18 protein-coding genes are annotated in these 21,120 nt (G+C 61.2%); 12 read left to right on the top strand and 6 right to left on the bottom strand.

Translation table 11 applies throughout. From position 1 onward, the window contains the following. Window positions 1-176 precede the first annotated feature (176 nt). The 10 genes from C7S18_RS20875 to C7S18_RS20835 all read left to right on the top strand — a co-directional run bounded on the left by C7S18_RS20875 (window position 177) and on the right by C7S18_RS20835 (window position 8,979). On the top strand, window positions 177-992 hold the full coding sequence (locus tag C7S18_RS20875; RefSeq protein WP_106893389.1) for a DUF2189 domain-containing protein: 816 nt from the start codon (window positions 177-179) through the stop codon (window positions 990-992). An 80-nt stretch (window positions 993-1,072) separates the two neighbouring features. Next, window positions 1,073-1,405 (top strand): hypothetical protein, encoded by a 333-nt coding sequence (locus tag C7S18_RS20870; RefSeq protein ID WP_106893388.1) that lies wholly within the window; start codon window positions 1,073-1,075, stop codon window positions 1,403-1,405. Window positions 1,406-1,476: 71 nt separating this feature from the next. Further along, window positions 1,477-1,857, top strand: a complete 381-nt coding sequence (locus C7S18_RS24300; protein WP_146152049.1) for a hypothetical protein — start codon at window positions 1,477-1,479, stop codon at window positions 1,855-1,857. Window positions 1,858-1,975: 118 nt separating this feature from the next. Then, window positions 1,976-3,775: a GspE/PulE family protein gene (locus C7S18_RS20865; protein ID WP_170113399.1), complete on the top strand. Its 1,800-nt coding sequence runs from the start codon at window positions 1,976-1,978 to the stop codon at window positions 3,773-3,775. A gap of 159 nt (window positions 3,776-3,934) precedes the next feature. After that, window positions 3,935-5,221 carry an Nramp family divalent metal transporter gene (locus C7S18_RS20860; protein ID WP_106893386.1) on the top strand — a complete coding sequence of 429 codons (1,287 nt, stop codon included), beginning with the start codon at window positions 3,935-3,937 and terminating at the stop codon, window positions 5,219-5,221. Between the two features lie 261 nt (window positions 5,222-5,482). Further along, window positions 5,483-5,998 carry a hypothetical protein gene (locus tag C7S18_RS20855; RefSeq protein ID WP_106893385.1) on the top strand — a complete coding sequence of 172 codons (516 nt, stop codon included), beginning with the start codon at window positions 5,483-5,485 and terminating at the stop codon, window positions 5,996-5,998. Between the two features lie 444 nt (window positions 5,999-6,442). Then, the gene (locus C7S18_RS20850; RefSeq protein WP_106893384.1) at window positions 6,443-6,799 is read left to right on the top strand and encodes a hypothetical protein; all 357 of its coding nucleotides are present in this window, start codon (window positions 6,443-6,445) and stop codon (window positions 6,797-6,799) included. A 112-nt stretch (window positions 6,800-6,911) separates the two neighbouring features. Continuing rightward, window positions 6,912-7,940, top strand: a complete 1,029-nt coding sequence (locus C7S18_RS20845; protein WP_106893383.1) for a hypothetical protein — start codon at window positions 6,912-6,914, stop codon at window positions 7,938-7,940. Beyond that, the gene (locus tag C7S18_RS20840) at window positions 7,933-8,481 is read left to right on the top strand and encodes a GTP-binding protein (protein ID WP_206207937.1); all 549 of its coding nucleotides are present in this window, start codon (window positions 7,933-7,935) and stop codon (window positions 8,479-8,481) included. The genes C7S18_RS20845 and C7S18_RS20840 overlap by 8 nt, the downstream gene beginning before the upstream one ends. Window positions 8,482-8,511: 30 nt before the next feature. Beyond that, window positions 8,512-8,979: a roadblock/LC7 domain-containing protein gene (locus tag C7S18_RS20835; RefSeq protein ID WP_106893381.1), complete on the top strand. Its 468-nt coding sequence runs from the start codon at window positions 8,512-8,514 to the stop codon at window positions 8,977-8,979. 31 nt (window positions 8,980-9,010) lie between these two features. Here the strand turns inward: C7S18_RS20835 and C7S18_RS20830 are convergent, their stop codons facing one another. The 5 genes from C7S18_RS20830 to C7S18_RS20805 form a co-directional block, all read right to left on the bottom strand. Next, window positions 9,011-9,892 carry a hypothetical protein gene (locus C7S18_RS20830; protein WP_106893380.1) on the bottom strand — a complete coding sequence of 294 codons (882 nt, stop codon included), beginning with the start codon at window positions 9,890-9,892 and terminating at the stop codon, window positions 9,011-9,013. A gap of 101 nt (window positions 9,893-9,993) precedes the next feature. After that, a complete protein-coding gene (locus C7S18_RS20825; protein WP_106893379.1) occupies window positions 9,994-10,389 on the bottom strand; it encodes a hypothetical protein in 396 nt (131 codons plus the stop codon). Window positions 10,390-10,576: 187 nt separating this feature from the next. Beyond that, window positions 10,577-11,074 carry a hypothetical protein gene (locus C7S18_RS20815; RefSeq protein WP_106893377.1) on the bottom strand — a complete coding sequence of 166 codons (498 nt, stop codon included), beginning with the start codon at window positions 11,072-11,074 and terminating at the stop codon, window positions 10,577-10,579. Between the two features lie 146 nt (window positions 11,075-11,220). Further along, window positions 11,221-12,888 carry an MFS transporter gene (locus C7S18_RS20810; protein WP_106893376.1) on the bottom strand — a complete coding sequence of 556 codons (1,668 nt, stop codon included), beginning with the start codon at window positions 12,886-12,888 and terminating at the stop codon, window positions 11,221-11,223. Between the two features lie 11 nt (window positions 12,889-12,899). Further along, window positions 12,900-14,252: a DcaP family trimeric outer membrane transporter gene (locus C7S18_RS20805; protein ID WP_106894131.1), complete on the bottom strand. Its 1,353-nt coding sequence runs from the start codon at window positions 14,250-14,252 to the stop codon at window positions 12,900-12,902. Between the two features lie 187 nt (window positions 14,253-14,439). On the opposite strand from C7S18_RS20805, the gene acs reads away from it, so the two are divergent. Next, the gene (acs, locus tag C7S18_RS20800) at window positions 14,440-16,386 is read left to right on the top strand and encodes an acetate--CoA ligase (protein ID WP_106893375.1); all 1,947 of its coding nucleotides are present in this window, start codon (window positions 14,440-14,442) and stop codon (window positions 16,384-16,386) included. After that, entirely contained in the window at window positions 16,386-17,054 is a 669-nt protein-coding gene (locus C7S18_RS20795; protein ID WP_106893374.1) for a response regulator transcription factor, read from the top strand. The genes acs and C7S18_RS20795 overlap by 1 nt, the downstream gene beginning before the upstream one ends. 161 nt (window positions 17,055-17,215) lie before the next feature. Here the strand turns inward: C7S18_RS20795 and C7S18_RS20790 are convergent, their stop codons facing one another. Continuing rightward, the gene (locus tag C7S18_RS20790; protein WP_106893373.1) at window positions 17,216-20,674 is read right to left on the bottom strand and encodes a PAS domain-containing hybrid sensor histidine kinase/response regulator; all 3,459 of its coding nucleotides are present in this window, start codon (window positions 20,672-20,674) and stop codon (window positions 17,216-17,218) included. Between the last annotated feature and the right edge of the window lie 446 nt (window positions 20,675-21,120).

Below are 21,120 nucleotides of genomic sequence, written 5' to 3'. Positions count from 1 at the left end.
CTCTCCCACGCGAGTGGGAGAGGGCTGGGGAGAGGGCTACTTGCCACACTGTGCCGTCGTTGAAATCGCGCATGATCGCCACGCTTGGCACCCTTGCCGCAGAGCGATAGGCTTGCGTTGACGTTCGCCGTAGCCGTCGGAGCCAGCCGCAAAGGCCGGTACCCAGGAGATGTCACATGATGACCCAGCACGAGACCGAGTCTGAGCCCACCGAAAACGCGGCCGAGACCCCGCCGCCGCCGCTGGTGTTCCCAGCGCGCGACTTGCATTGGCGGATGCCGTTCCGCTGGCTGGCTCTCGGTTGGCAGGATCTTCGCGCAACGCCCGGGCTCAGTGCTGTATTCGGCGTGGTGATCTTTGTCGGCAGTGCGGCAATGTCCGTGATGGCATACGAACTGGGCCGCTTCGCATTGCTGACGGCGTTGCTGTCCGGCTTCGTCTATCTGGCGCCATTGATTGGTGTCGGCTTGTACTCCGTCAGCCGTGCCCGTCTGGACGGCCGCACGCCGAAGCTCGCGGATTCGTTCGCCATCGCGCGCCGCGTTGCTGGGCACGCCGGCGTGTTCGCGTTGATCCAACTCGTCATCTTCATGATCTGGTCGCGGGCCGGCATGATGGTGACGGCGTTCGTGCCGGTTGAGGATGGCAACCTGCAAAGCCTGATCGAGTATCTGCTGATCGGCTCGGCCATCGGCTCGTTGTTTGCAGCGCTGACGTTTGCTGTCAGCGCATTCTCGCTACCGATGATTGCCGATCGCGATACGGACATGGTGACCGCTTGCCTGAGCAGCATCAACGCCGTGCTGCGTAACAAGCCCGCGGCAATGGTTTGGGCCGCGCTCATCGTCGCGCTGACGGCCGTTGGCTTTGCGACCGCGATGGTGGGGCTGGGACTCATCATGCCGTGGTTGGCGTACGCAACGTTTCATGGCTATCGCGATGCGTTTGCTGGCACGAGCGCCGACGTGATGGCGTTGGGGGCTGATCATTAGTAGGGTCCTGAACAACGCATACCTGGACGTTCACGCTCGTATTGAGTCCCGCCTATGTTCGGGCGCAGAGCCCCAGATTCATGACTAACCCTTGGCTGATTGTTGCTTGCGCCCTCATCTTTGGCCTCGGCCAGGCCTTGAGTGTTGTGTCGCTCTTCATCTTGCACCGCACCGCACAAGGCCGTTCAGAGCCGGCCAACCAGAAGATCGCCGCCGAGCGCCGAACGTCGACCTGGGCGCCGACCGTCTTTGCGCAGGATGCTCGATTGATCGCATGGGCGATCAGCCTCGGTGGTCGCGCGGCAACGCTCGGCAAATTGGCGCACATTGGCAGGGTGCTGAGCTATGTGAGTCTTGCTGGCATGTTGGTCCGGATTGTGTTTATCGTGGTTCAGGACTACTTGAGTTTCTGAAGCAACCATTCACTTGACCGCCGCTGCCGGCTTCGGCAAGGTCCAGGGACGGCAGGCTCCAGGAGTCAGAAATGCAGACGATGCGTCACGTGTTGCTGGGCACGAGCCTAATCGCCATGCTGAGTCTGACTAACGCGCACGCGGCCTTAAACTGTATCGCCGAGCGCACGGCGCTCGCAAAGGCGACGCGCTATCAGTTCGATCCAGGCGCGGTGCGCGACACGCCGGCTGATACCGACCCGGATACCGTCGAAGTCCGTACCGACCGTCAGCTCACCAATCCAGTCGGCGAAGTGGCCGCTTCCGGCCAGATCGTCTATCTGCCGCCATCGGATGGGAAGACCAGTGCAGCCGAACAGCGCGCCCGAAGCGAGCTGTTACTCCGCGCACTCGACGCCCGAATGCAAGCGCGTCATGGCAAGCGATGTCCGTCCTTGTTTGGATCGCGTTGAAGGGTTGGTCGCGCGGGCATCGTCGCAAGTAGCCCTCTCCCCAGCCCGCTTCCACGCGCGTGGAAGCGGGAAAAGGCGCGCGGCTTTGGCGAATTGGTTGAGTCGAGTTTCGTCTCGAATGCAACCGACTCGCAATGACTTGTTGAACAACTGCGACAAGCTCACGCTTTCCAAAGTCTTTGACAAAGCCACGGCGCGGGCCTACCGACATCTCGCCATACTGCAAGCAACTCGGCCAAGCGTTGAAGCGATGCTACAGGGGAACACTGACCGCGCCTTGATCCTGCGCTCGATGGGTGCGATTCGCCACTATTTGGAGCACTACCCGAACCCTCCCGACGCAGGAGACGGTGTGGCATGGCTCGATCGGGACAGCTGGTTGCATGATGGCGATGATGCTGATGAAGCACGGTTCGATCTCGCCACGCGTCTCGGTTACCCAATTGTCCGGCTGCGGACGTTTGACGACCACGGTGCCGCCGATGATCTGACGCCAGAACGTGCCCGGCAGCTGCGAGCGGTGCCATTGAGCAAGGCTCGGGGGCTGGTCGGGGTCGCATTGGAGGACACCCAGAACAGCAGCACCCTGGAGCAACTGAATTTTCTGATGTCTGACCGCGTGGTGCCCCTGCTTGCGACACCGCACAGCATGCGGGAAGCCATCGCGCACTTTTATGATCATGATCAGGATGTGGCCATTGCCCGCCAGCTCGGTCTCGACCCTAACCTGAGCAACAGCGAGCGCGAGATGGAGCGGCTGGCGCGGGAAAAGCCAGTCGTCGGGTTGGTCACCGATCTGATTGCCGAAGCTGCCGCGCGGCGCGCTTCGGACATCCATATCCGCCCGGGCGAGCAAGGGGCCGATGTGTTGTATCGAATTGACGACGAGCTCGTGCCAGTGCGCCGCTTCATGCGGGCATTACTGCCGGCGATCGTGTCGCGCGTCAAAGTGATCGCAGGGATGAATCTGGCCGAACATCGCCGACCCCAGGATGGCCGGACCCGCTTCCAGATGCCCGATGGCAGCAAGATTGATCTTCGCGTCTCGGTGCTGCCAGCGGTGTTTGGTGAATCCGTGGTGATTCGCCTCCTCGATACTCGCGAGAGCCTGCGCGCGCTCGATCAACTCGGACTCAGCGCTCGCGATCGCCAACGGCTGGACGATGTGATGTCGCGCAGTCATGGCATGTTCTTGACCACCGGGCCAACCGGTTGCGGCAAGTCGACCACGCTCTACGCGATGTTGCTTGAGCTGCGTCGGCAACGCATCAATGTGCTGACGATTGAGGACCCGGTCGAGTTCTTCATCGAGGACATCCAGCAAATGCAGGTCAATCGCGCCGCGAACTTTACATTTGCGAGTGCCATGCGCAATTTCCTGCGCCACGACCCGGATGTGATCATGGTCGGTGAAATCCGCGACGGCGAGACGGCCGGCATTGCGGTCGAGAGCGCGTTGACGGGTCACCTGGTGTTGTCCACGTTGCATACCAATACGGCGGCGACCGCCATTACCCGCTTGCTTGATCTGGGCGTCGAAGCGTACCTCCTGCGCGCCTCGCTGCTGGCAGTCATGGCACAACGTTTGGCGCGGCTCACGTGCCAGCATTGCAAGACCGTCGAGCCAGTGATCCCACACATCCGCGAGTCGTTGGGTGTTGCCCCGACCGAGGTGTTCTATCACGGCCAAGGCTGTGCGCATTGCGATGGTCTCGGTATCCACAGGCGGCGCGCGATCTATGAGCTTCTGGTGATCTCACCTGAAGTTCAGCGTCTGATCCAAAGCAGCGTCGACGCTTCGGTGATTCAGCAAATTGCGGTGGCTGAAGGCATGACCACATTGAGCCAAGCCGCTCTGGAGCTCGCCCGGTCCGGCGCCATCTCGCTAACCGAAGCTTGGCGCCTACGGTCCGACTAAGGCCGAGTGACTGCAAGCATTGTGTGTCGCTGGCGTCGATTTCGGCGACTCCGCTACGCTTCGGGGTAGACAGCGCCGTTTCGGCTGCTGACAGGGGCTGCCCGGACGCGCACGCGTCTATGCAGCATGCGCGACCGGGACTAGAACAGGATCTTTTGCATGGCAGACCACCACGTGCCGCGTCTCGGCTTTTGGGCCTTCAGTGCCACCGCTATCTTCAGCGCACTGGCGATTGGCGCCGGCGAGCTCGTGTTCTGGCCGTCACTGGTGCTGGCAAATGGCCCAAGCGTGATCTGGCTCGGCATTGCGGCTGTGGTGCTGCAGTGGTTTATCAACATTGAAATCGCGCGGACAACGCTCCTCACGCGGCACAAGCTCGGCTCGCATGTGGCCGCACAATGGCCGCTGCTCGGGATGCTGCTGGCGCTGGGTGCCACCGTGCCCTGGGTTTGGCCGGGTTGGGTGCTGGGGGGCGCGCAGTTCGTCGCGATCTTGAATTATGGCCCCGAGAAGCCCATCGCCGTGGGGATTCTCGTGCTGAGTGTGCTGCTTCTGTTGGGTCCAGGTAATCGTTTCCGGTGGTTGGCGATCGTGCAGTCGATTGGCCTCGGATTGTTGCTGTTGGGCGTGTTACTGGTCTTTGCTTATGTCGAATGGCGCTTCGGTGGTCTGTCCCGGTTTTCCCGACTCCTTTTTGCCGAAGCGGGGTTCCTAAAGCCCATCGCAAGCTTGCGCACGAGTGATGACCTCGCGTTCTTCACGATGCTCGGCGGAATTGTCTTCGCGGGCGCCGGCGGCATCATGAACCTGGGCTACGGTTATCTTCTGATCGAACGCGGCGGCATTCCCGAGATCCGCGACGCGGCAGGATTGCGACCCTGGATGCGGCTGGTGCGATTGGAGCATGGTTTATTGTTTGCCCTCGCGAACTCGCTGACCATCGGCTTCATTGCCGCGATGCTGTGGATGACGTTTGGTGGTGTCACACCCAAGGGTGGTGGGGTTGCCTTGGTCGCCGCTGCTCACGACATTTTGGCGCGCGAGAATCCGCTGATCGGTGCGAGCTTCGCGTTGGCCGGTTTTCTGGTTTTCTGGACCTCGGCGGTTGGGGTACTGGACTTTGCTTCGAGGATTGCAGCCGACATCCTGGGTCGTTTGACTGGGCTTGCCGAACTGAAGCTTTATAACGGGCTCGTGCTAGGTCAGGCCTTGCTGTCGGCGCTCATCCTGTTCAGTCCGATCACCCAACCATTCTGGCTCATGGTCATCAGTGCGGTCTTGAATACCGGCGTGATGGCCTTGTACTGCGGGTATCTGGTCTGGAACAACGCGCGCCAAGTCCCGACATGGGCCAAACCAGGCTGGCCGATACAAGCGATTCTGGGCCTTGGGTGTCTGCTGTACTGCGCACTCCTGATGCTCGCGGTCGCTCGCGTGGTCGGCTGATTCGCGGTGCCAAATCCGGGATTGATCCCATTGCCTTGGAGAATTGCTCTGAGCCTCCGCGGGTCATTGCTCCGGGGTTTTGCGTCAGGGATGGACGATGTTCTCGGGCCCGCGAGAAAAATGGTGTGATCGTTCCGGCATCGAATTTCCGTGTTCAGTAGCAAGCCAGCGACATTCACCAGCCCGGCCACCGCGGTATCGCGGTGACCGTTCGGCATCAGGATCGCTGGCTTCTCCTTGACTGTGATCTGGTGTTGCCCCATGACGATTCGAACGCTCGTAGTCCCACTGTTGCTGCTGCTGTCGCCACTGTTGCACGCGGCAGACGCTAGCCACAAAGATGCCCGTAACATCGTGCTGGTAGCGCATGAGGCTGACAACATTCAAGGCGTCGCCCAATCGCCGACGGGTCCTGTCGAGGTCAGTGTCGATGTTCGGGCTGGCAGTCTTTTTAGTAAGCGAAAGGGCGCATATTTCGAGTCGCAGCAGCTGATCGACCGGCAGGCGCTTCGTCAGACGATTGCTCTGGATCCGAAGCTTGCCAAGGTCTGGGCCACTGAGAATGCCTTGGTGAGCGCGTCGGCGTTGATCCTGATTCGCGAGATGCCTTACGCCGGCAAAGTTCGCTGCGGCACACGGTTGCATGAGGTGGACGTTGCCGGCCGCCTGACCGCGCTCCACTGTACCAACCGGGATCAGGGCATGCGCTGCGCGGCCGCCGCAGACCTGTATGAGCGCGCCTTGCAAGGTCTCAATCAGTGCCTGGGAATCCCCTGACCAGGCGAACAAGCAGTATGGTCGAACGATCTGACGAGCTTGCTTCACATCGACATGACGTGTCGAACGGTTTTGCGACGTGAAGGCGTGGCACGCGCACTCAGCCTTCAGACGGATGTTGGCAACCTCGTGTTGCCGAGCGCGTCTAGAGACTGCGAACCGTGATGCAAAGAGCAGGTGAACGAGGCATTGCTTTGATCGCGTCGTGACAGTCGGTGCATCGCTTCAAGAACGCGTTCTGGCATCGATTCACTGCAGTTTCACAGGGTCTCCACACTTCGCGTTGGATTGGGAATTGTTCGCGTTTGTTTTCATCAATTGCGCGTCGGCGTTCGTTAGGATGACTCGACGTGTACGGCTGCAGGGGCATGCACGGGCGACGCTGATGCCGGAGTTCAAGGCAACTTTAGGCGCGCTTTCTCTGAATTCAAACAGGACATCACAATGGCAAAACTGAATTTGGAGCCACTTCGAGAGATCGATGGCTACCTCGCGTCGGCATTGGTTGACTGCGATAGCGGCATGGCCATGGCCAAGGATGGTAGTGCTGTGGATCTGGATATTGCGGCGGCGGGCAATGCCGAGGTCGTGAAGTCCAAGCGCAAGGTCGCGGCCTCCTTGAGGCTCAATGACAATATCGAAGACATTCTGATCACGCTGGGCCGGCAATACCATTTGATCCGACCGCTGGAATCGAACAACAAGATCTTTCTGTACTTGGTCATCGACCGCAGCAAGTCCAACTTGGCGATGGCTCGTCATGGTCTCAAGTCTTTCGAGGGTACGCTCGACTTCGGCTGAGAACATTCACACTCTTGGGCCTCGTCGCCCAAGGTTGTGACGGCGCCGGTCCGGCCACGCATGGCAGGGCCCGCGCTCTGCGGCCCAGGGCATCACAGCCGGCATCCACACAATGATTTCCCTCTTTGATGCGCGCGCGGATCGCGAAATCGGTGCGGCGCCTGACTATTTCTCCCCCATCGCACGCATCCATCGCATGAACGTAAGCAAAGCGGTTGCAGTGGCTGGTTTCGACGAATCGCAATTTCAGATCCTGGCGGCAATTTGCCGTGACTTGAGCACTGCCAATGCGTCGGTATCGCTGCACGCTTGGGACGGCACACGCAAAGATCTGATCATCATCAATGCCGACAACGACGTGATCGCCCAGTCAGCCAAGCGGCTGACTGAGCGCCGTGGTGGCCGTCACTTGTTGCTGTCGCGCGACGCGGTGCATGGCCAGATCGATGCGGTGCGGCGGGCCATGCAGCAAGCTCTGTTGCTCCCTGCCGCCTTGCCCGCTGCTGCGCCCACTCCGAGCGGAATGGCGTTAGACCTACCGCTGATTGACTTGCTGAAAGAAGCAATTGCCAGCGGCGCCAATGTCGTTGCGACTTGTTCCAGCTGCCAAGTGCTGATCCTGCCCGATGCTGGCAAGGTGCGCGCCCGCAATGAGGTGGCGTTTGGGATGTTCCGAACGTTTTTTGGACGCGACGATTGGCGTGTGCAGGCCATGTCGGGGCCCGTTGATCTTGAGGCGTATCCGAGTGTGCACTCGCTGGATGCGTTTCTGGTCGACGCGTGTCTCCGCTTGCGGTTTCGCCTGCCGATGTTTTCCGCGGGGGCGTTTCGGCTGACGACCTACCCTGACCTGGGCGAACTCACAGGCCATTCCGACATGCTGACTCTGGCAAGCTATGCCATGCAGGCTCAACCTTCGGCCAAAGCGTTGGCGGATGTCGCCCAGGTCGAGCCCGCGCGTGCCAACGCCTTTCTGATCGCGGTGTCCATGGTCGGGCTGATCGAGTCGACCGCCGAGGCACCGCAGCCTTTGGCTATCAGCGATCTGCCCGCGGGCAAGACCGAAAAGCGGTCGCTCTGGACACGCCTCGCGCGCCGCTTTGGATTGGGTCGCGTTTCGGATGAGCACGACCATGTTTGAGCATCCGGTCAAGCTGGTCATTGCTGGGAACATGGGCGCGGGCAAAACGACGGCGATCTGTGCCATTTCCGACGAGCCGCCCGTGGCCACCGACGTGCCCATTTTTGGCGAAACCATGGGCGACAAGACGACTACGACCGCCGCTTTCGACTTTGGAACGGTGAGTTTGGATGACGGAAGCGTCCTGCACGTTTACGGGATGCCCGGTCAGGAGCACTTTGACTTCATGCGGCCCATCGTCGCAGCCGGTGCCATGGGCGCGATCGTGCTCCTCGATGCCACCTCGCCCCAAATGGCTGACGATTGCTGCCGGTGGTTGCGCTGCCTCAAAGACATCGGCCCGGATCTGCGTTTTGTGGTTGCCGTCACGAAGTCCGATATCGCCCCTGATTTCTCGCTGCGGCGGATACGCCAGACCTTGCAGGACATGCAAGTTCGGGCGCCCATTCTGACCTGCGACGCCCGGGTTGCCGAACAATGTCGACAGATGCTCCGGACGTTGCTGGCGGAGCTGCTGGCCCGCGACGCCCGTGCAGGCTGAATGGCCGACGCCAACCATTGAACTGTTGCCATGACCCATTCTCAAGAAAAAGCCAGTGCTCCACACGTCGTCAGGGCCTCTCCGGAAGACCTCGACGCCTTGCGTGCGATCTGCACGAGCCAATTCGCGCAGTACATGTCCGATTTATCGAACAGCTTGGTACTCAGTATGTCGACCTCCGACGGTCGCCAGCTCGCGATCCAGTCACGAGCGACATTGAAAGCCGATCGTGTCGGCGCCCTGGTCAGCTCGTTGTTGGCCGTTGCCGAAACCAGTTGTCGCGAATTTGGCGCGGGGCGTTGTTTGCAGACAATCGTCGTGGCCGAACACCAACAGATTCTGGTGCTGCGCGTCGGCAATGCGCGCAGCCCTTTTGTGCTGGCCGGCGCGTACGACAACAAGATCCTGCTCGGTTCGATCTATCGCCTTCAGAACGATTTGGGCCTTGCTTTGGCTCAGGCGTTCGGCCAGCGATTTCCATTCATCGTAGAGCCCTGACCGGCACGCGACGCGTGATCGTGTGAAGCGATCAGTCGTGCCCGCCCTCGACCTTCTGGCGCTTGCGGGTCGCATCCGCGGGGAGCGCGTCTGAAGGCCCTCCGATCGCGGGCTTGGCAATCCGAAACGCGCCGACATCGATCACACCATCGTATTCCTGACTCGGCGTCACAGTGCGGAGATCGTAGTTGGGTAAGGTATCCGGTTCCGTGCCCGTCCCAAACGCCTGTTCACCGCACAACGGTGTGCAGGCCCAATAGGCGCCACGCGGCCCCACGAGCTTGTAGGTTTGGAACGGCACGTCCAGCACGCTGGCCATGGTCTTATAGTCTGGCCTGCCGCCAAATCCCGGAGTTCGCCGTGCATGCAGATTGCCGGTCAGCACGATGGTCAAGCCCGGCGCTGTTTCTTGGACAATCTGTTTGAGATGGGCCGCCATGGCCTCATCGCGGGTTGGGCCACCTGCTTGATCTTCGACCGGATCGAAGGCAGTTACCCGAAGTCCCGGCGCCTTGCCTCGCCACTGCCTGAGCTTCTCGATCAGCGTCAACATGGCGAGGCTGCTCCGGCCGTCCTGCATCTCGCGTTGCCAGAATGGTGACGCCAGCAGGCGGTCGCGGTCTTTGGTCTGCCCGCTTGAGTTGACATATCGCTGCAGGTGTTCAGACTCTTGTATCGGGTACTCAAGCGCAACCGTCAACTTGGTATCGGGTGCTGCCCGTAGGCGTGCACAGGCGACGTCGGCGACGTATTCGGGCGCGTTTTCGGTACCGTGGATTTCACCGAAAATCAGCAACGGAACCTGCGTCGGGATCGATTCCGCGACAAACTTGCTCGCGCAGGCAATGGTTTCCGCAGAGGCGGCGCCGGCAAGGCTGGTCAACAGGAACGCCAACAAAAGTCTGTGATGCATGGGGCGGAGTGTCTCGTTAATCGGGATGTGCCGGCGACGGTGCGCGTGCTCGCCGACGTCGGTTGCGCGTCCAGCAGGATGCTCAACCGTTTGTTAGACCATCAGGGGTAGTGCGAAAGTTCCATCCCCACGCCAGCGGCGGCTGCCGCCTTCAGCAGTCGGGGTGGCAAATAGTCACAATGGACGGCAATGTCGCGGAGCGCAATGCCAAAGTCTAGCGTCACTGCTTCGACGCCTGGGAACGACACGATCGCGCGCACAGGGTCGGCATGGCACTCGAGAAATGCGATCGCATCATCCACCTGCGCGGGGAACGCATCGAAGTCGGCTGTGCTGATCGCAAAGCAAGCGCCTGAGTCTGCATGCACCGGGCCATCGGGCTGCAACTCACTCCGTGCAGTGCCGATCTGCCAAGTCCGGTAAGGACTCAGTGTCGATCCGACGAGCAAGGCGGTCAGATCAAGCGAGCGGCCAAAGACCCGCAACACGCAACTCACGGTCAATGCCTCTCGGTCTGGAGACGTTCGGCAAACGGGTTAGGGAGCCTCTGAACAAGTTCAAAGGCGACGCGGGGCAATGAGCCCGGACACGCGCCAGACTCGTTGCAGATCTGAAAGTCCAGGATGGACCTATTCAGACCCTCATTAGCGGGCCAAACCCAAACTTCGCGTTGCGCCGACAGCACTAGCGCACCTTCTTGAAATATTCACGACTATGGAGGTCGGGTCTCGTCGGATCTGTCTGCCCCTGATACACCCAGTAGTGTTCGTCGTCGACCATATTCAGGACATTCACGAGTGGGTCGCTATCGGCATCATCAGTCGCATCGGTTACGAGGACAGTCCGGGTGATCACCATATAAGGGTCGCAATGCACAATCTCGTATTTGCTACGATCTTCAAACGCCGCAAACGGCTTCTTCTTCCCATCCCGGCCGGTAACCCAACTGTCCGGCATTCGAACGACAACGTCGGATTTGGTGTAGGTCAGCGTCAGTGTTCCTAGCAGCTCCGCCATGAAGCGTGTTTGTTTCCGCGACAATTTGGCGTTGGCCTCGTTGTAAGCCATGGTTTGCTCACGATCTGACTGCCACGTACCGAGCAAGCGCTTCGTGCAGGGGCATTTCGCTGCAAGCGTTCCGCTCGCCAGTACCAGCAGCATCGCACTCACCAAGACACGCATGAACCGCCTCCAATTGATTGAGGGCAGCCTATCAGCCCTGACCGATCGCCTCCAAGATCATTCTGCGCCGATAACTCCCGATGCAAATAAGAAGCCCGGCATCGTTGCCGATGCCGGGCGCAGGGCGCGAGATCTGACGTGCTCGCTTACTTGGAAATGTCGACGTGCTTGGTTTCGGGCAGGAACAAGAACCCAATGATGGCGGTCGCTACGGCAATGACGATCGGATACCAGAGGCCGAAGTAGATATCGCCGCTGAAGGCCACCAGCGCGAACGCTGTCGTCGGCAGGAAGCCACCGAACCAGCCGTTGCCGATGTGATACGGCAGCGACATGGACGTGTAGCGAATGCGTGTCGGGAACAGCTCTACGAGCCAAGCAGCGATCGGGCCATAGACCATCGTCACATAGATCACCAGGATGATCAGGATGACGAGCACCATCGTCTTGTTGATCTGGGCGGTGTCGGCTTTCTCGGGATATCCGGCGGTGGTCAGCGCGCCTTTCAGATCGAGTGCGAACTGGTCGCCCGCGACCTTGAATCCCGCGGCGTCCATCGTGGTGCCGTCAAACGAGGCCAAGGTCGCGCTGCCGATCTTGATCGATGCCACGGTCCCTGCCGGCGCATCTTCATTCCGGTAGCTGACACCACTCTTCGCGAGCGCCGATTTGGCAATGTCGCAGCTCTTGTTGAAGACCTTCTTGCCGATCGGATCAAACTGGAAGCTGCAGTTGGCCGGATCGGCCACCACGACGACCGGGTTGGCCTTCGCAGCCGCTTCCAGCGCCGGATTTGCATAGTGGGTCAGCGCACCGAACAGCGGGAAGTAAGTGAGCGCCGCAATCAGGCAACCGGCCAGAATGATCGGCTTGCGACCGATACGATCGGACATCGCACCGAAGATGATGAAGAACGGCGTGGCGATCACAAGTGCGCCCGACATCAGCAGGTTGGCCACGGTGGCGTCGACCTTCAGCGTTTGCGTCAGGAAAAACAGCGCGTAGAACTGGCCGGCGTACCAGACCACGGCTTGACCGGCCGTCGCACCGAGCAGCGCCAGAATGACGATCTTGGAGTTCTTCCAGTTGCCGAAGCTGTCCGTCAGCGGCGCTTTCGAGTGCGTTCCTTCTTCCTTCATCTGCTTGAACAGCGGCGACTCGTTCAGCTGCAAGCGGATGTAGACCGACATGCCGAGCAGCACGACCGACAGCAGGAACGGCAGGCGCCAGCCCCAAGCATCAAATGCTTCCGGACCGAGCGCAAGGCGGCAACCCAGGATGACCAGCAGCGACAGAAACAACCCGAGTGTGGCGGTCGTCTGGATGAAGCTCGTGTACAGACCGCGCTTGTTGTCCGGCGCATGTTCGGCGACGTAGGTGGCCGCGCCGCCATACTCACCGCCAAGTGCCAAGCCTTGCAGCATGCGCAGCGCAATCAGGATGATGGGCGCCGCGACACCGATACTGTTGTAGGACGGCAGACATCCGACCAGGAACGTCGACAGGCCCATGATGACGATGGTGATCAGGAACGTGTGCTTGCGTCCGACCATATCGCCCAGGCGTCCAAACACCAACGCGCCAAAGGGCCGAACCGCAAAGCCAGCAGCGAAGGCGAGCAAGGCAAAGATGAAGGCGCTCGTCGGGTTGAGGCCTGAGAAGAACTGCTTGGCGATCACGGCCGCCAAAGAGCCATACAGGTAAAAGTCGTACCACTCAAAGACCGTGCCCAGACTCGATGCGAAGATGACTTTCTTGTGTCCGCTGGTGATTTCACCGGCGGCGCTGTGTTGATGCGGGAGAACGGCGGCCATGTTCGGGCTCCTCAGAAGTTGTACTTGACGTGCAGGTGCAGACGGTTCAGATCACCGTCGGCGCCGCTCTCGAGTTCGCGGTTGGCGTAAATCAGCTCGGCACCAATATCAAACTTCGGCACCGGTGAGTAGATCAGGTTGGCGTGGACCGAATGTGCGCTCGCGGTCGCCCCACCACCGCTGGCGGCAATGTGGTCGAATTCGGCGAACGAACCAAACAGGTTGCCGCGCCACTTGGGCGAGAACACATGGCGCCACCCGAGGAATCCGGCGACGGCGTCGTTGTTCTCAAGCTCACCGTTACTCTGCAGCGTCGCGTCCGTATCGAGAGCCAGACCGATGTAGCGGCCAATGCCCTGGCCGGCCACCAGCGTGTAGCGCAGGTCATCCGCTGGCGTCAGCACATAGCGGCCGGACACGGTGACACCGGCACCAATCGTGGCGTCGGACAATGCGCCTGCCGTGTCGTACTTCATCTGCCGGGCGATGGCACCGACACTGAAGTGACCCCAATCACCCTTCATGGTGTAGCGGGCGGTCAGGTCCGGCATGTTGTTGTCGTCGCTGGCAATGCGTGCGCCACCGCCATTGGTAGGCGTGTACAGCGTCTCCGGGTTTTCGGCGGAGAACGACCACGGACCGTTCGTGTAGCGAATCTGCGCCTGGCGCACGAACACCGTGCCTTCGGTCGGGCCAATGAAGTCGACCGCATCGGGCAGTGCCGCAGGATCCTGGAAGTTGCTCCAGGTTTGACCGGCCATCCAGTTGTTCCAGCTTGCCCATGCGTGACGGACCGTCAGCCCATAGGTATTCGTCGCTGCTTCGGAACCGAGCGCGCCGCCGAACAAATCGAACTCGACATAGCCACGGAGCTTGTCGCCCGAATCCAGTTGCGTATCAGCCGCGAACCAGAGACGCGAGAACTGCGCGCTCATATCCAGATCGGTGCTTTCATCCACACCGCCCACGGGCGTGGCACTGGGCAGGTAGAACAAACGCCCGGCGCTGGAGTCCGGAATTTCGCCGCCATCGGTGCGCGTCAGCATGCCGTCCAGCTTGATGAAGCCGCCGGCACTGAACTTCGAGTTCGGCAATGCGGCGGTCAGTATTGGCGTGCTCTGAATCACTGGCGCCGGCGGCGCAGCGGGCGTGGCGCCTGGAGCGGCCGCAGGCGCGGCGGCAGTCGCTGCTGGCGCGGCTTTGGTCGCTGCCAGTTCGGACTTTAGTTCAACGATCATGGCTTCCAGCTTGGCGATACGTGCTTCCAGGCTGGCATTGGCCGAATCCTGGGCCATGGCTCCCTGGCCAATACCACAGGCAATCAGCGCGAGCACCAACTTGCTCTTGATAAATCGGGGTTTCATTGCGGGCTCCCAATAGAGGAATTGCGGTTTCCGGCAGCTGTCCTCGTGACGCTCCCTCGTCACTTCTCCCTTCTCGCCGGACGGGGCGAATGATTCGCGCAACCCCGCAATTTCGATATTCACCTTTGGTCGAATACCGCGTTCGGCGGCTTCACGCTGAAATACGCACACTGCCCAAGGAGGATTTATGTCCAAGCGCTACCCGCCCCCCGCCCGGTTTGCCGATCAGGCGAGCACTAATGCGAGCCAGCTCCAGTCCGCACACGAACGTGTTGCAAATGATTCAGAGGGACACTGGCTGGAACTGGCCAAGCGGCTCGATTGGGCACATCCACCGACCCGCGCCAAGGACGTGAGCTTTCACCGCGACGACTTTCATATCCGCTGGTACGAGGACGGCGCATTGAACGTGTCAGTGAACTGTCTGGATCGCCATTTGGCAACGCAGCCAGACAAGACCGCGATCATCTTCGAGCCGGATGATCCGAACCGCCCGGCACGCCGGATCAGCTATCGCGAACTGCATGCCGAGGTGTGCCAGATGGCGAATGCGCTGACCGCACTCGGCGTGGTCAAGGGCGATCGCGTGACGCTGTATCTGCCGATGATTCCCGAAGCTGCTGTCGTGATGTTGGCCTGCGCGCGGCTGGGTGCGATTCACTCCGTGGTGTTCGGTGGTTTTTCACCGGACGCATTGGCCGGACGGATTGCCGATTGCGAATCGAAGCTCGTGATTACGGCCGACGGTGGTTTCCGCGGCGGCAAGGTGATTCCGCTGAAGGCCAATGTGGACGAAGCCTTAAGCCGGCCTGGCACGGAGACGGTACAAACCGTCGTCGTGCTGAAGCATGCCGGCAACACCATCGCGTGGCAGGATCGCGACCGCTGGTATCACGATGTCGTCGCCGGTCAGCCGGATACGCATATGGCCGCGCCGATGCAGGCGGAAGATCCATTGTTCATTCTGTACACCTCAGGCTCGACGGGCAAGCCCAAGGGCGTGTTGCACACCACTGGCGGCTATCTGGTTTGGGCAAGCTATACCCACGACCTGCTATTCGATCTGAAGCCCAACGATGTCTATTGGTGCACGGCCGACGTCGGCTGGGTCACCGGACACAGCTACGTGGTCTATGGGCCGCTGGCCAACGGCGCCACCACGCTGATGTTCGAAGGCGTGCCGAGCTACCCCGATATCTCGCGCTTCTGGCAAGTGGTGGATCGCCATGGCGTCACGCTGTTCTACACCGCACCCACCGCGATTCGCGCGCTGATGCGGGAGGGCGACGCGCCGGTGCTGAAAACCTCGCGGCAGTCGTTGCGGCTACTTGGTACGGTGGGCGAGCCCATCAATCCTGAAGCGTGGGAGTGGTATTACCGTGTGGTTGGCGATTCCCGCTGCCCGATCATCGATACGTGGTGGCAGACCGAGACAGGTGCGGCCCTGATCTCGCCCGTTCCGGGTGCAGTCGATGCAAAGCCCGGTTCCGCGACGCTACCGCTGCCGGGTGTGTTTCCGGCATTGGTAGACGCCCAAGGGGCGATTCTCGACGGCGCGACGGATGGCAATCTGGTGCTGCTGGATTCCTGGCCGGGACAGATGCGCACCGTGTATGGTGATCCGCAGCGGTTCATCGATACCTATTTCTCGACGTATCCCGGCCGCTACTTCACGGGCGACGGCGCGCGTCGCGATGCCGATGGATATTATTGGATCACCGGTCGCGTCGACGACGTCATCAACGTGAGTGGTCACCGCATTGGCACTGCCGAAGTGGAGAGCGCGCTGGTCGGTCACCCGGCAGTTGCCGAAGCGGCCGTGGTGGGTGCCCCGCATGACATCAAAGGCCAGGGGATCTATGCGTATGTGACATTGAAGTCGGGCATAGAGCCGAATGAGGCGCTGCGTAAACAACTGGTTGCGCAGGTGCGTCACGATATTGGACCGATAGCGTCGCCCGACTGGTTGCAGTGGGCGCCGGGTTTGCCGAAGACGCGTTCCGGCAAAATCATGCGGCGCATCTTGCGAAAGATCGCCGAGGATGCGCCCGATCAACTCGGCGACACGTCCACGCTGGCTGATCCCACAGTGGTATCGTCCCTAGTGACCGAACGCCTGAACCGCGCCGAGTGATGGCCCAGACTGTCCTGATTGCCGATGATCACCCGTTGTTCCGCGAAGCCTTGAAGGGCGCGGTGCAGTCGGTGTTGCCTGCCGCAAGGGTTTGTCTGGCCGATCAAGTGGGCAGCCTGCTGACGTTGCTGGAGCAGGAGCCAGACGCCGATCTCCTGTTGCTTGATTTGAACATGCCCGGCGCGCAGGGTTTCAGCGCGCTGGTGCATGTCCGAACGAATCTCCCGACGCTGCCGGTGATCATGGTGTCGGCACGCGACGATGCCGATACAGTGCGACGTGCGCTTGGCCATGGGGCAGCGGGTTTTGTGCCCAAATCGGCTGACAGTGGCACATTGAGCACGGCCATTCGTGCGGTGTTGAACGGCGATCGCTGGGCGCCGCCCGGGCATCAGGATTCCGGGCTGAGCACCAAGGAGTCCGAACTTGCGGCGCTGCTGAGTTCGCTGACGCCCGCGCAGTTTCGGGTGTTCGGTCTTGTTGCGGCAGGCCGGCTCAACAAGCAGATCGCCTACGAGCTCGATATCAGCGAGGCGACGGTCAAGGCGCACATGAGTGCGGTATTGCGCAAATTCGGGGTCAATACCCGGACGCAAGCCGTGATGTTGGCCGGACAACTGGCATTGGATCCATCCGCCGCAACCGTGGCCGTGGTGGACGAGGGTTGACGGTCGGTTGATTTGGTTCGCCACGCGCAAGGTTGAACCTCACCCGGATCCAGTCCGGGGTCACGAATCGCTTGTATGCTTTCGTCGCTGGGTCGTGAGCCACGAAGCGCTGCGAGACAGCATGGATGCCGCCGCATGTCGGTCGTCGTGGCCTGAGTCAACTATCGGCTACGGAGCTTTCCCACTTGCGCGATGAACGCGCGCAGCGCCGCTGGCCGCACCGGCTTTCGCAATACCGGGAACCCCAACAACTTTGCGCGCTCGGCGAGCTCGATCGAGCTGTCGGCGGTGATCAGCGCGCCTTTTGTGCCCGGCTCGCAGAGTCGTTGCAACACGTCGAGGCCGGTCTCATTGTTTTGCAGGTGATAGTCGGCGAGCACAAGGTCTGGCCGGCGCACCGCGCAAGACGCCACGGCTTCGGCCAGGTTCGTCGACGTCGCTGTGGCGATTCCCCAGCCACTGAGCAACTGCGTCATGGCATCGAGAATGCTGGGCTCATTGTCGACACACAGCACATGCAGCGACTGCGGCAGGTCGCTCGGGAGACTGCGTTCGCTGATGACCGAAGCCGGCGCCACACATCCTGGCGCAGTAATGCTGAACCGACTGCCGCGGCCGAGCGTGGATGTGAGACCCAATGGATGCTGGAGCAGCCGGGCAATGCGATCGCAGATGGCGAGTCCCAGTCCCAAGCCTTGTTGGCCATCGCGATTCGGCACATCGAGCCGCTGAAACTCTTCAAAGATCAGCGCGCGGTGTTCCTCGGCAATGCCCGGACCGGTATCGATCACTTGGATTTCCACGATGCCACCGGGACGGCGTCTGACGCCCAATAGCACGGTGCCACCGGCGGTATACCGGATCGCATTCGCAAGCAGATTCTGCAGCACCCGCCGAAGCAGCCGACGATCACTGATGACGCCCATTCGTGTTGGCACGACCTTCAGTTTCAGACCACGCGCAATGGCCAATGGCGCAAATTGCGCGCGCAGGGAATCGAATAGTGGCGCCAAGGCGAGCGGTGCCTTTTCGGCCACCATGACGCCCGAATCCAGGCGCGAAATGTCGAGAAGTCCGTCGAGCAGCTCCTCGGCCGCGCGCATCCCGGCATCCACTTGATCGGCGAGGCTACGGGCGCGCGGGTTCAAGTCGCCCTGCTCCAGCAATGACGACATGAACAGCCGTGCGGCGTGCAGGGGCTGCAACAAGTCGTGCCCGGCCGCCGCAATGAAGCGGGTCTTCGAGCGATTCGCTGCCTCGGCCGCCTGTTGCGCCACCTGCTCGGCAGCCAGCGCGTGCTGCAGCGCCTCGGTCCGCTCAGCCACGCGTTGCTCCAAGTGATCCTTGGCTTCGCGAAGCGCTTGCTCCACTTCCTTGAACGAGGTGATGTCGGAATAAGTCGTCACAAAACCGCCACCAGGCAGCGGTTGGCCGCGCATTTCGAGCACTTGGCCACTCGCTCGCTGACGCTGAAATACATAAGGCGATCCGTGCCTCAAGTATTCGAGGCGTTTCTGCACATGCATCTCGGCATCGCCGTCGCCCCATTCGCCGCGTGCCGCGTTGTAGCGGATCAGATCAGCGACGGGCCGCCCGACATGAACGAGCCCTTCCGGGTAGTCGAACAACTCGACGTAGCGACGGTTCCAGGCGACCAGCCGGAGTTCGGCATCGACGACGCTGATGCCCTGACCAACATTCTCCATCGTGGTATGCAGCAGCCGCTGGTTGAACCGAAGTTCCTGCGACGTTTCGTCGAGCAGCGCGGCGACTTCCTCGAACTCCATGCCTGTGCCGCGCAACGCGCCGGTCAGCACGAGACGTGCCGACGTCGACCCCAGCGCGGCGGCCAGTTGGCGCTCGACAAACCGGACGAGCGCGCGATCCGCAATCTGGTCGGCCTTCAACGGTGTGGCGACTTGTGCCTGGTACTCCTGCAACAGGCGGAGCCAAGCGTTGCGACCCAGGATGCGCTCACCAAGTGCCAGCACATCGCCCACACGGGCGCGCTGCGGAAGACTGGCCTCGGCGGCCGCCGGCGCGAGTGGTCCCTCATGGAACACGCGCGCCTGCAGCCGCTCTTGCATGGAGGCCGGCCGAATGATCCGATGCAGCACGATCGTCAGTAGATTCGCGCTGAGTGACCAGAACGCGCCGTGACTGATCGGCGACAAGCCTTCGAGTCCAAACAGCGCGTGCGGGCGCAACCAGGATTGCCCAAATGGGCCCTCTTGAATCCACGCTTCAGGAATCCATCCAGAACCTGCGAGCGTCGGAATCAGCAAGGTGTAGATCCAAATCAGAAAGCCGATCAACAACCCTTGGCGCACGCCGCGCAGGCTCACCCGCCGGGAATACAGTCCGAGCACCATGCCGGGCGCGAACTGCGACACGGCGACAAAGGCCAATAGCCCGAGCGACGCGAGATTGCCTCGCCCCACACTGGCGCGGTAGTAGACAAACGCAACCGCCGCGAGCAGCAGAATGGTGATGCGGCGAATCCAGAGTACCCATTGCGACAAGTCGCTGCGGCTGTCCATACGCAGCGCACGTACGCGCGACAATGCCGGAAGAATCAGCTCGTTGCTGACCATCGTCGCCAGTGCGACGCTGGCCACGATGACCATGCCGGTGGCCGCCGAAAAGCCACCGACGAACGTCAGCAGCGCCAGTATCTCGTGACCTTGTGCAGACGGCAGCCAGAGGACGTAAGTGTCGGGGTGTACCGACGCCGGCGCCAGGTTCATGCCAGCCGATGCAATCGGCAACACGAACAGCACGAACAGACCCAGATAAATGGGGAACAGCCAGCGCGCTGGTTTCAGATCGCTCGTGGATTCACACTCCACCACGGCGACCTGAAACTGTCTGGGCAGGCAGAACATGGCGCACGCGCTGAGCAGCGTGTTGGCCAGAAAGTCGGCCGTCGGTAGCTGGGGTGCTGCGATGGGTACTTTCGACGGCGCGGTGGGGTCGGCTAACGAGATGGCCAGTATTCCGACCGCCAGAAACGCCAGCAATTTCACGACGGACTCCGCGGCAATCGCCAACATCAGGCCGCGATGGTGCTCGGTCGCGTCGACCACGCGGGTGCCAAACAGAATGGCAAAAATGGCGAGCAGAATGGCCGTAAAGAACGCCGTGTCGGTAAACCATACGCTGCTGCTGTCGGAGTTCGAACCCGTCAGCACATCAACGCTTAGCGCCACCGCTTTGAATTGCAGCGCGAGGTATGGGATCGCCGCCATCAGCGCCACCACCGTCACGAGGCCAGCGAGCGATTGGCTGCGGCCAAAGCGTGATGCGAGGTAGTCGGCGATGGACGTGACGTTGCGCGCTTTCGCCACCATCAACAGTCGCTGCAACATGCTGTGCCCGAACACGAACAACAGAATCGGGCCCAGATAAATCGGCAGGAATGCCCAGCCGGCTGCCGCGGCATTGCCGACCGCGCCGTAGAACGTCCATGATGTGCAGTAGACGCCCAGTGCGAGGCTGTAGACGAGCACCCGCGCGCGCGGCGACAGCGGCGTTGTTCGCTGGTCGCCCCACCAGGCAATCGCGAACAGCATGGCCAAGTAGGCCAGGGCCACCAGCAGGAGCAGGGGACCAGTGAACATGCGCGCCGCGACTCCGGGTAAAGGCAGGGTCGGAGCGTAGCAATGTGCGCGGTGTGAAAACACCCATCCCGTTTGGCGCGCCGGGTTACTGTGTCCGCGACAGCGGTGTTGACGTTGTTCGGTTTGTTCCGAGAGCTAGCTGCGAGCTTGAACCTCACCCCGGATCGAGTCCGGGGTAACGACAATAGGGGTTGTCGTCACAATCTGCGGCTGGCACCACGGTCAGGGTGACCTTCACGAAAATTCCTGCTCGCTGCCCATGCTGCACGACGCCAACCTTACGCCACGCAACACCGAGCCCTATTGTCGTCACGACGGCCTAGCAGGCTGTGTGAAAACGGTTGGCGTTTGCGGCGCCACCTCATTGGCGTCATCCCGACGTGCGTCGGGATGACGCCAACAGAACAAGTCGCCTTGCGATGGCGTTAGACGCCATGAACTCAGTC

The sequence above is a fragment of the Ahniella affigens genome, assembly GCF_003015185.1.
GTDB classification, from domain to species: domain Bacteria; phylum Pseudomonadota; class Gammaproteobacteria; order Xanthomonadales; family Ahniellaceae; genus Ahniella; species Ahniella affigens.
This window is presented reverse-complemented; position numbering and strand designations above follow the sequence as displayed.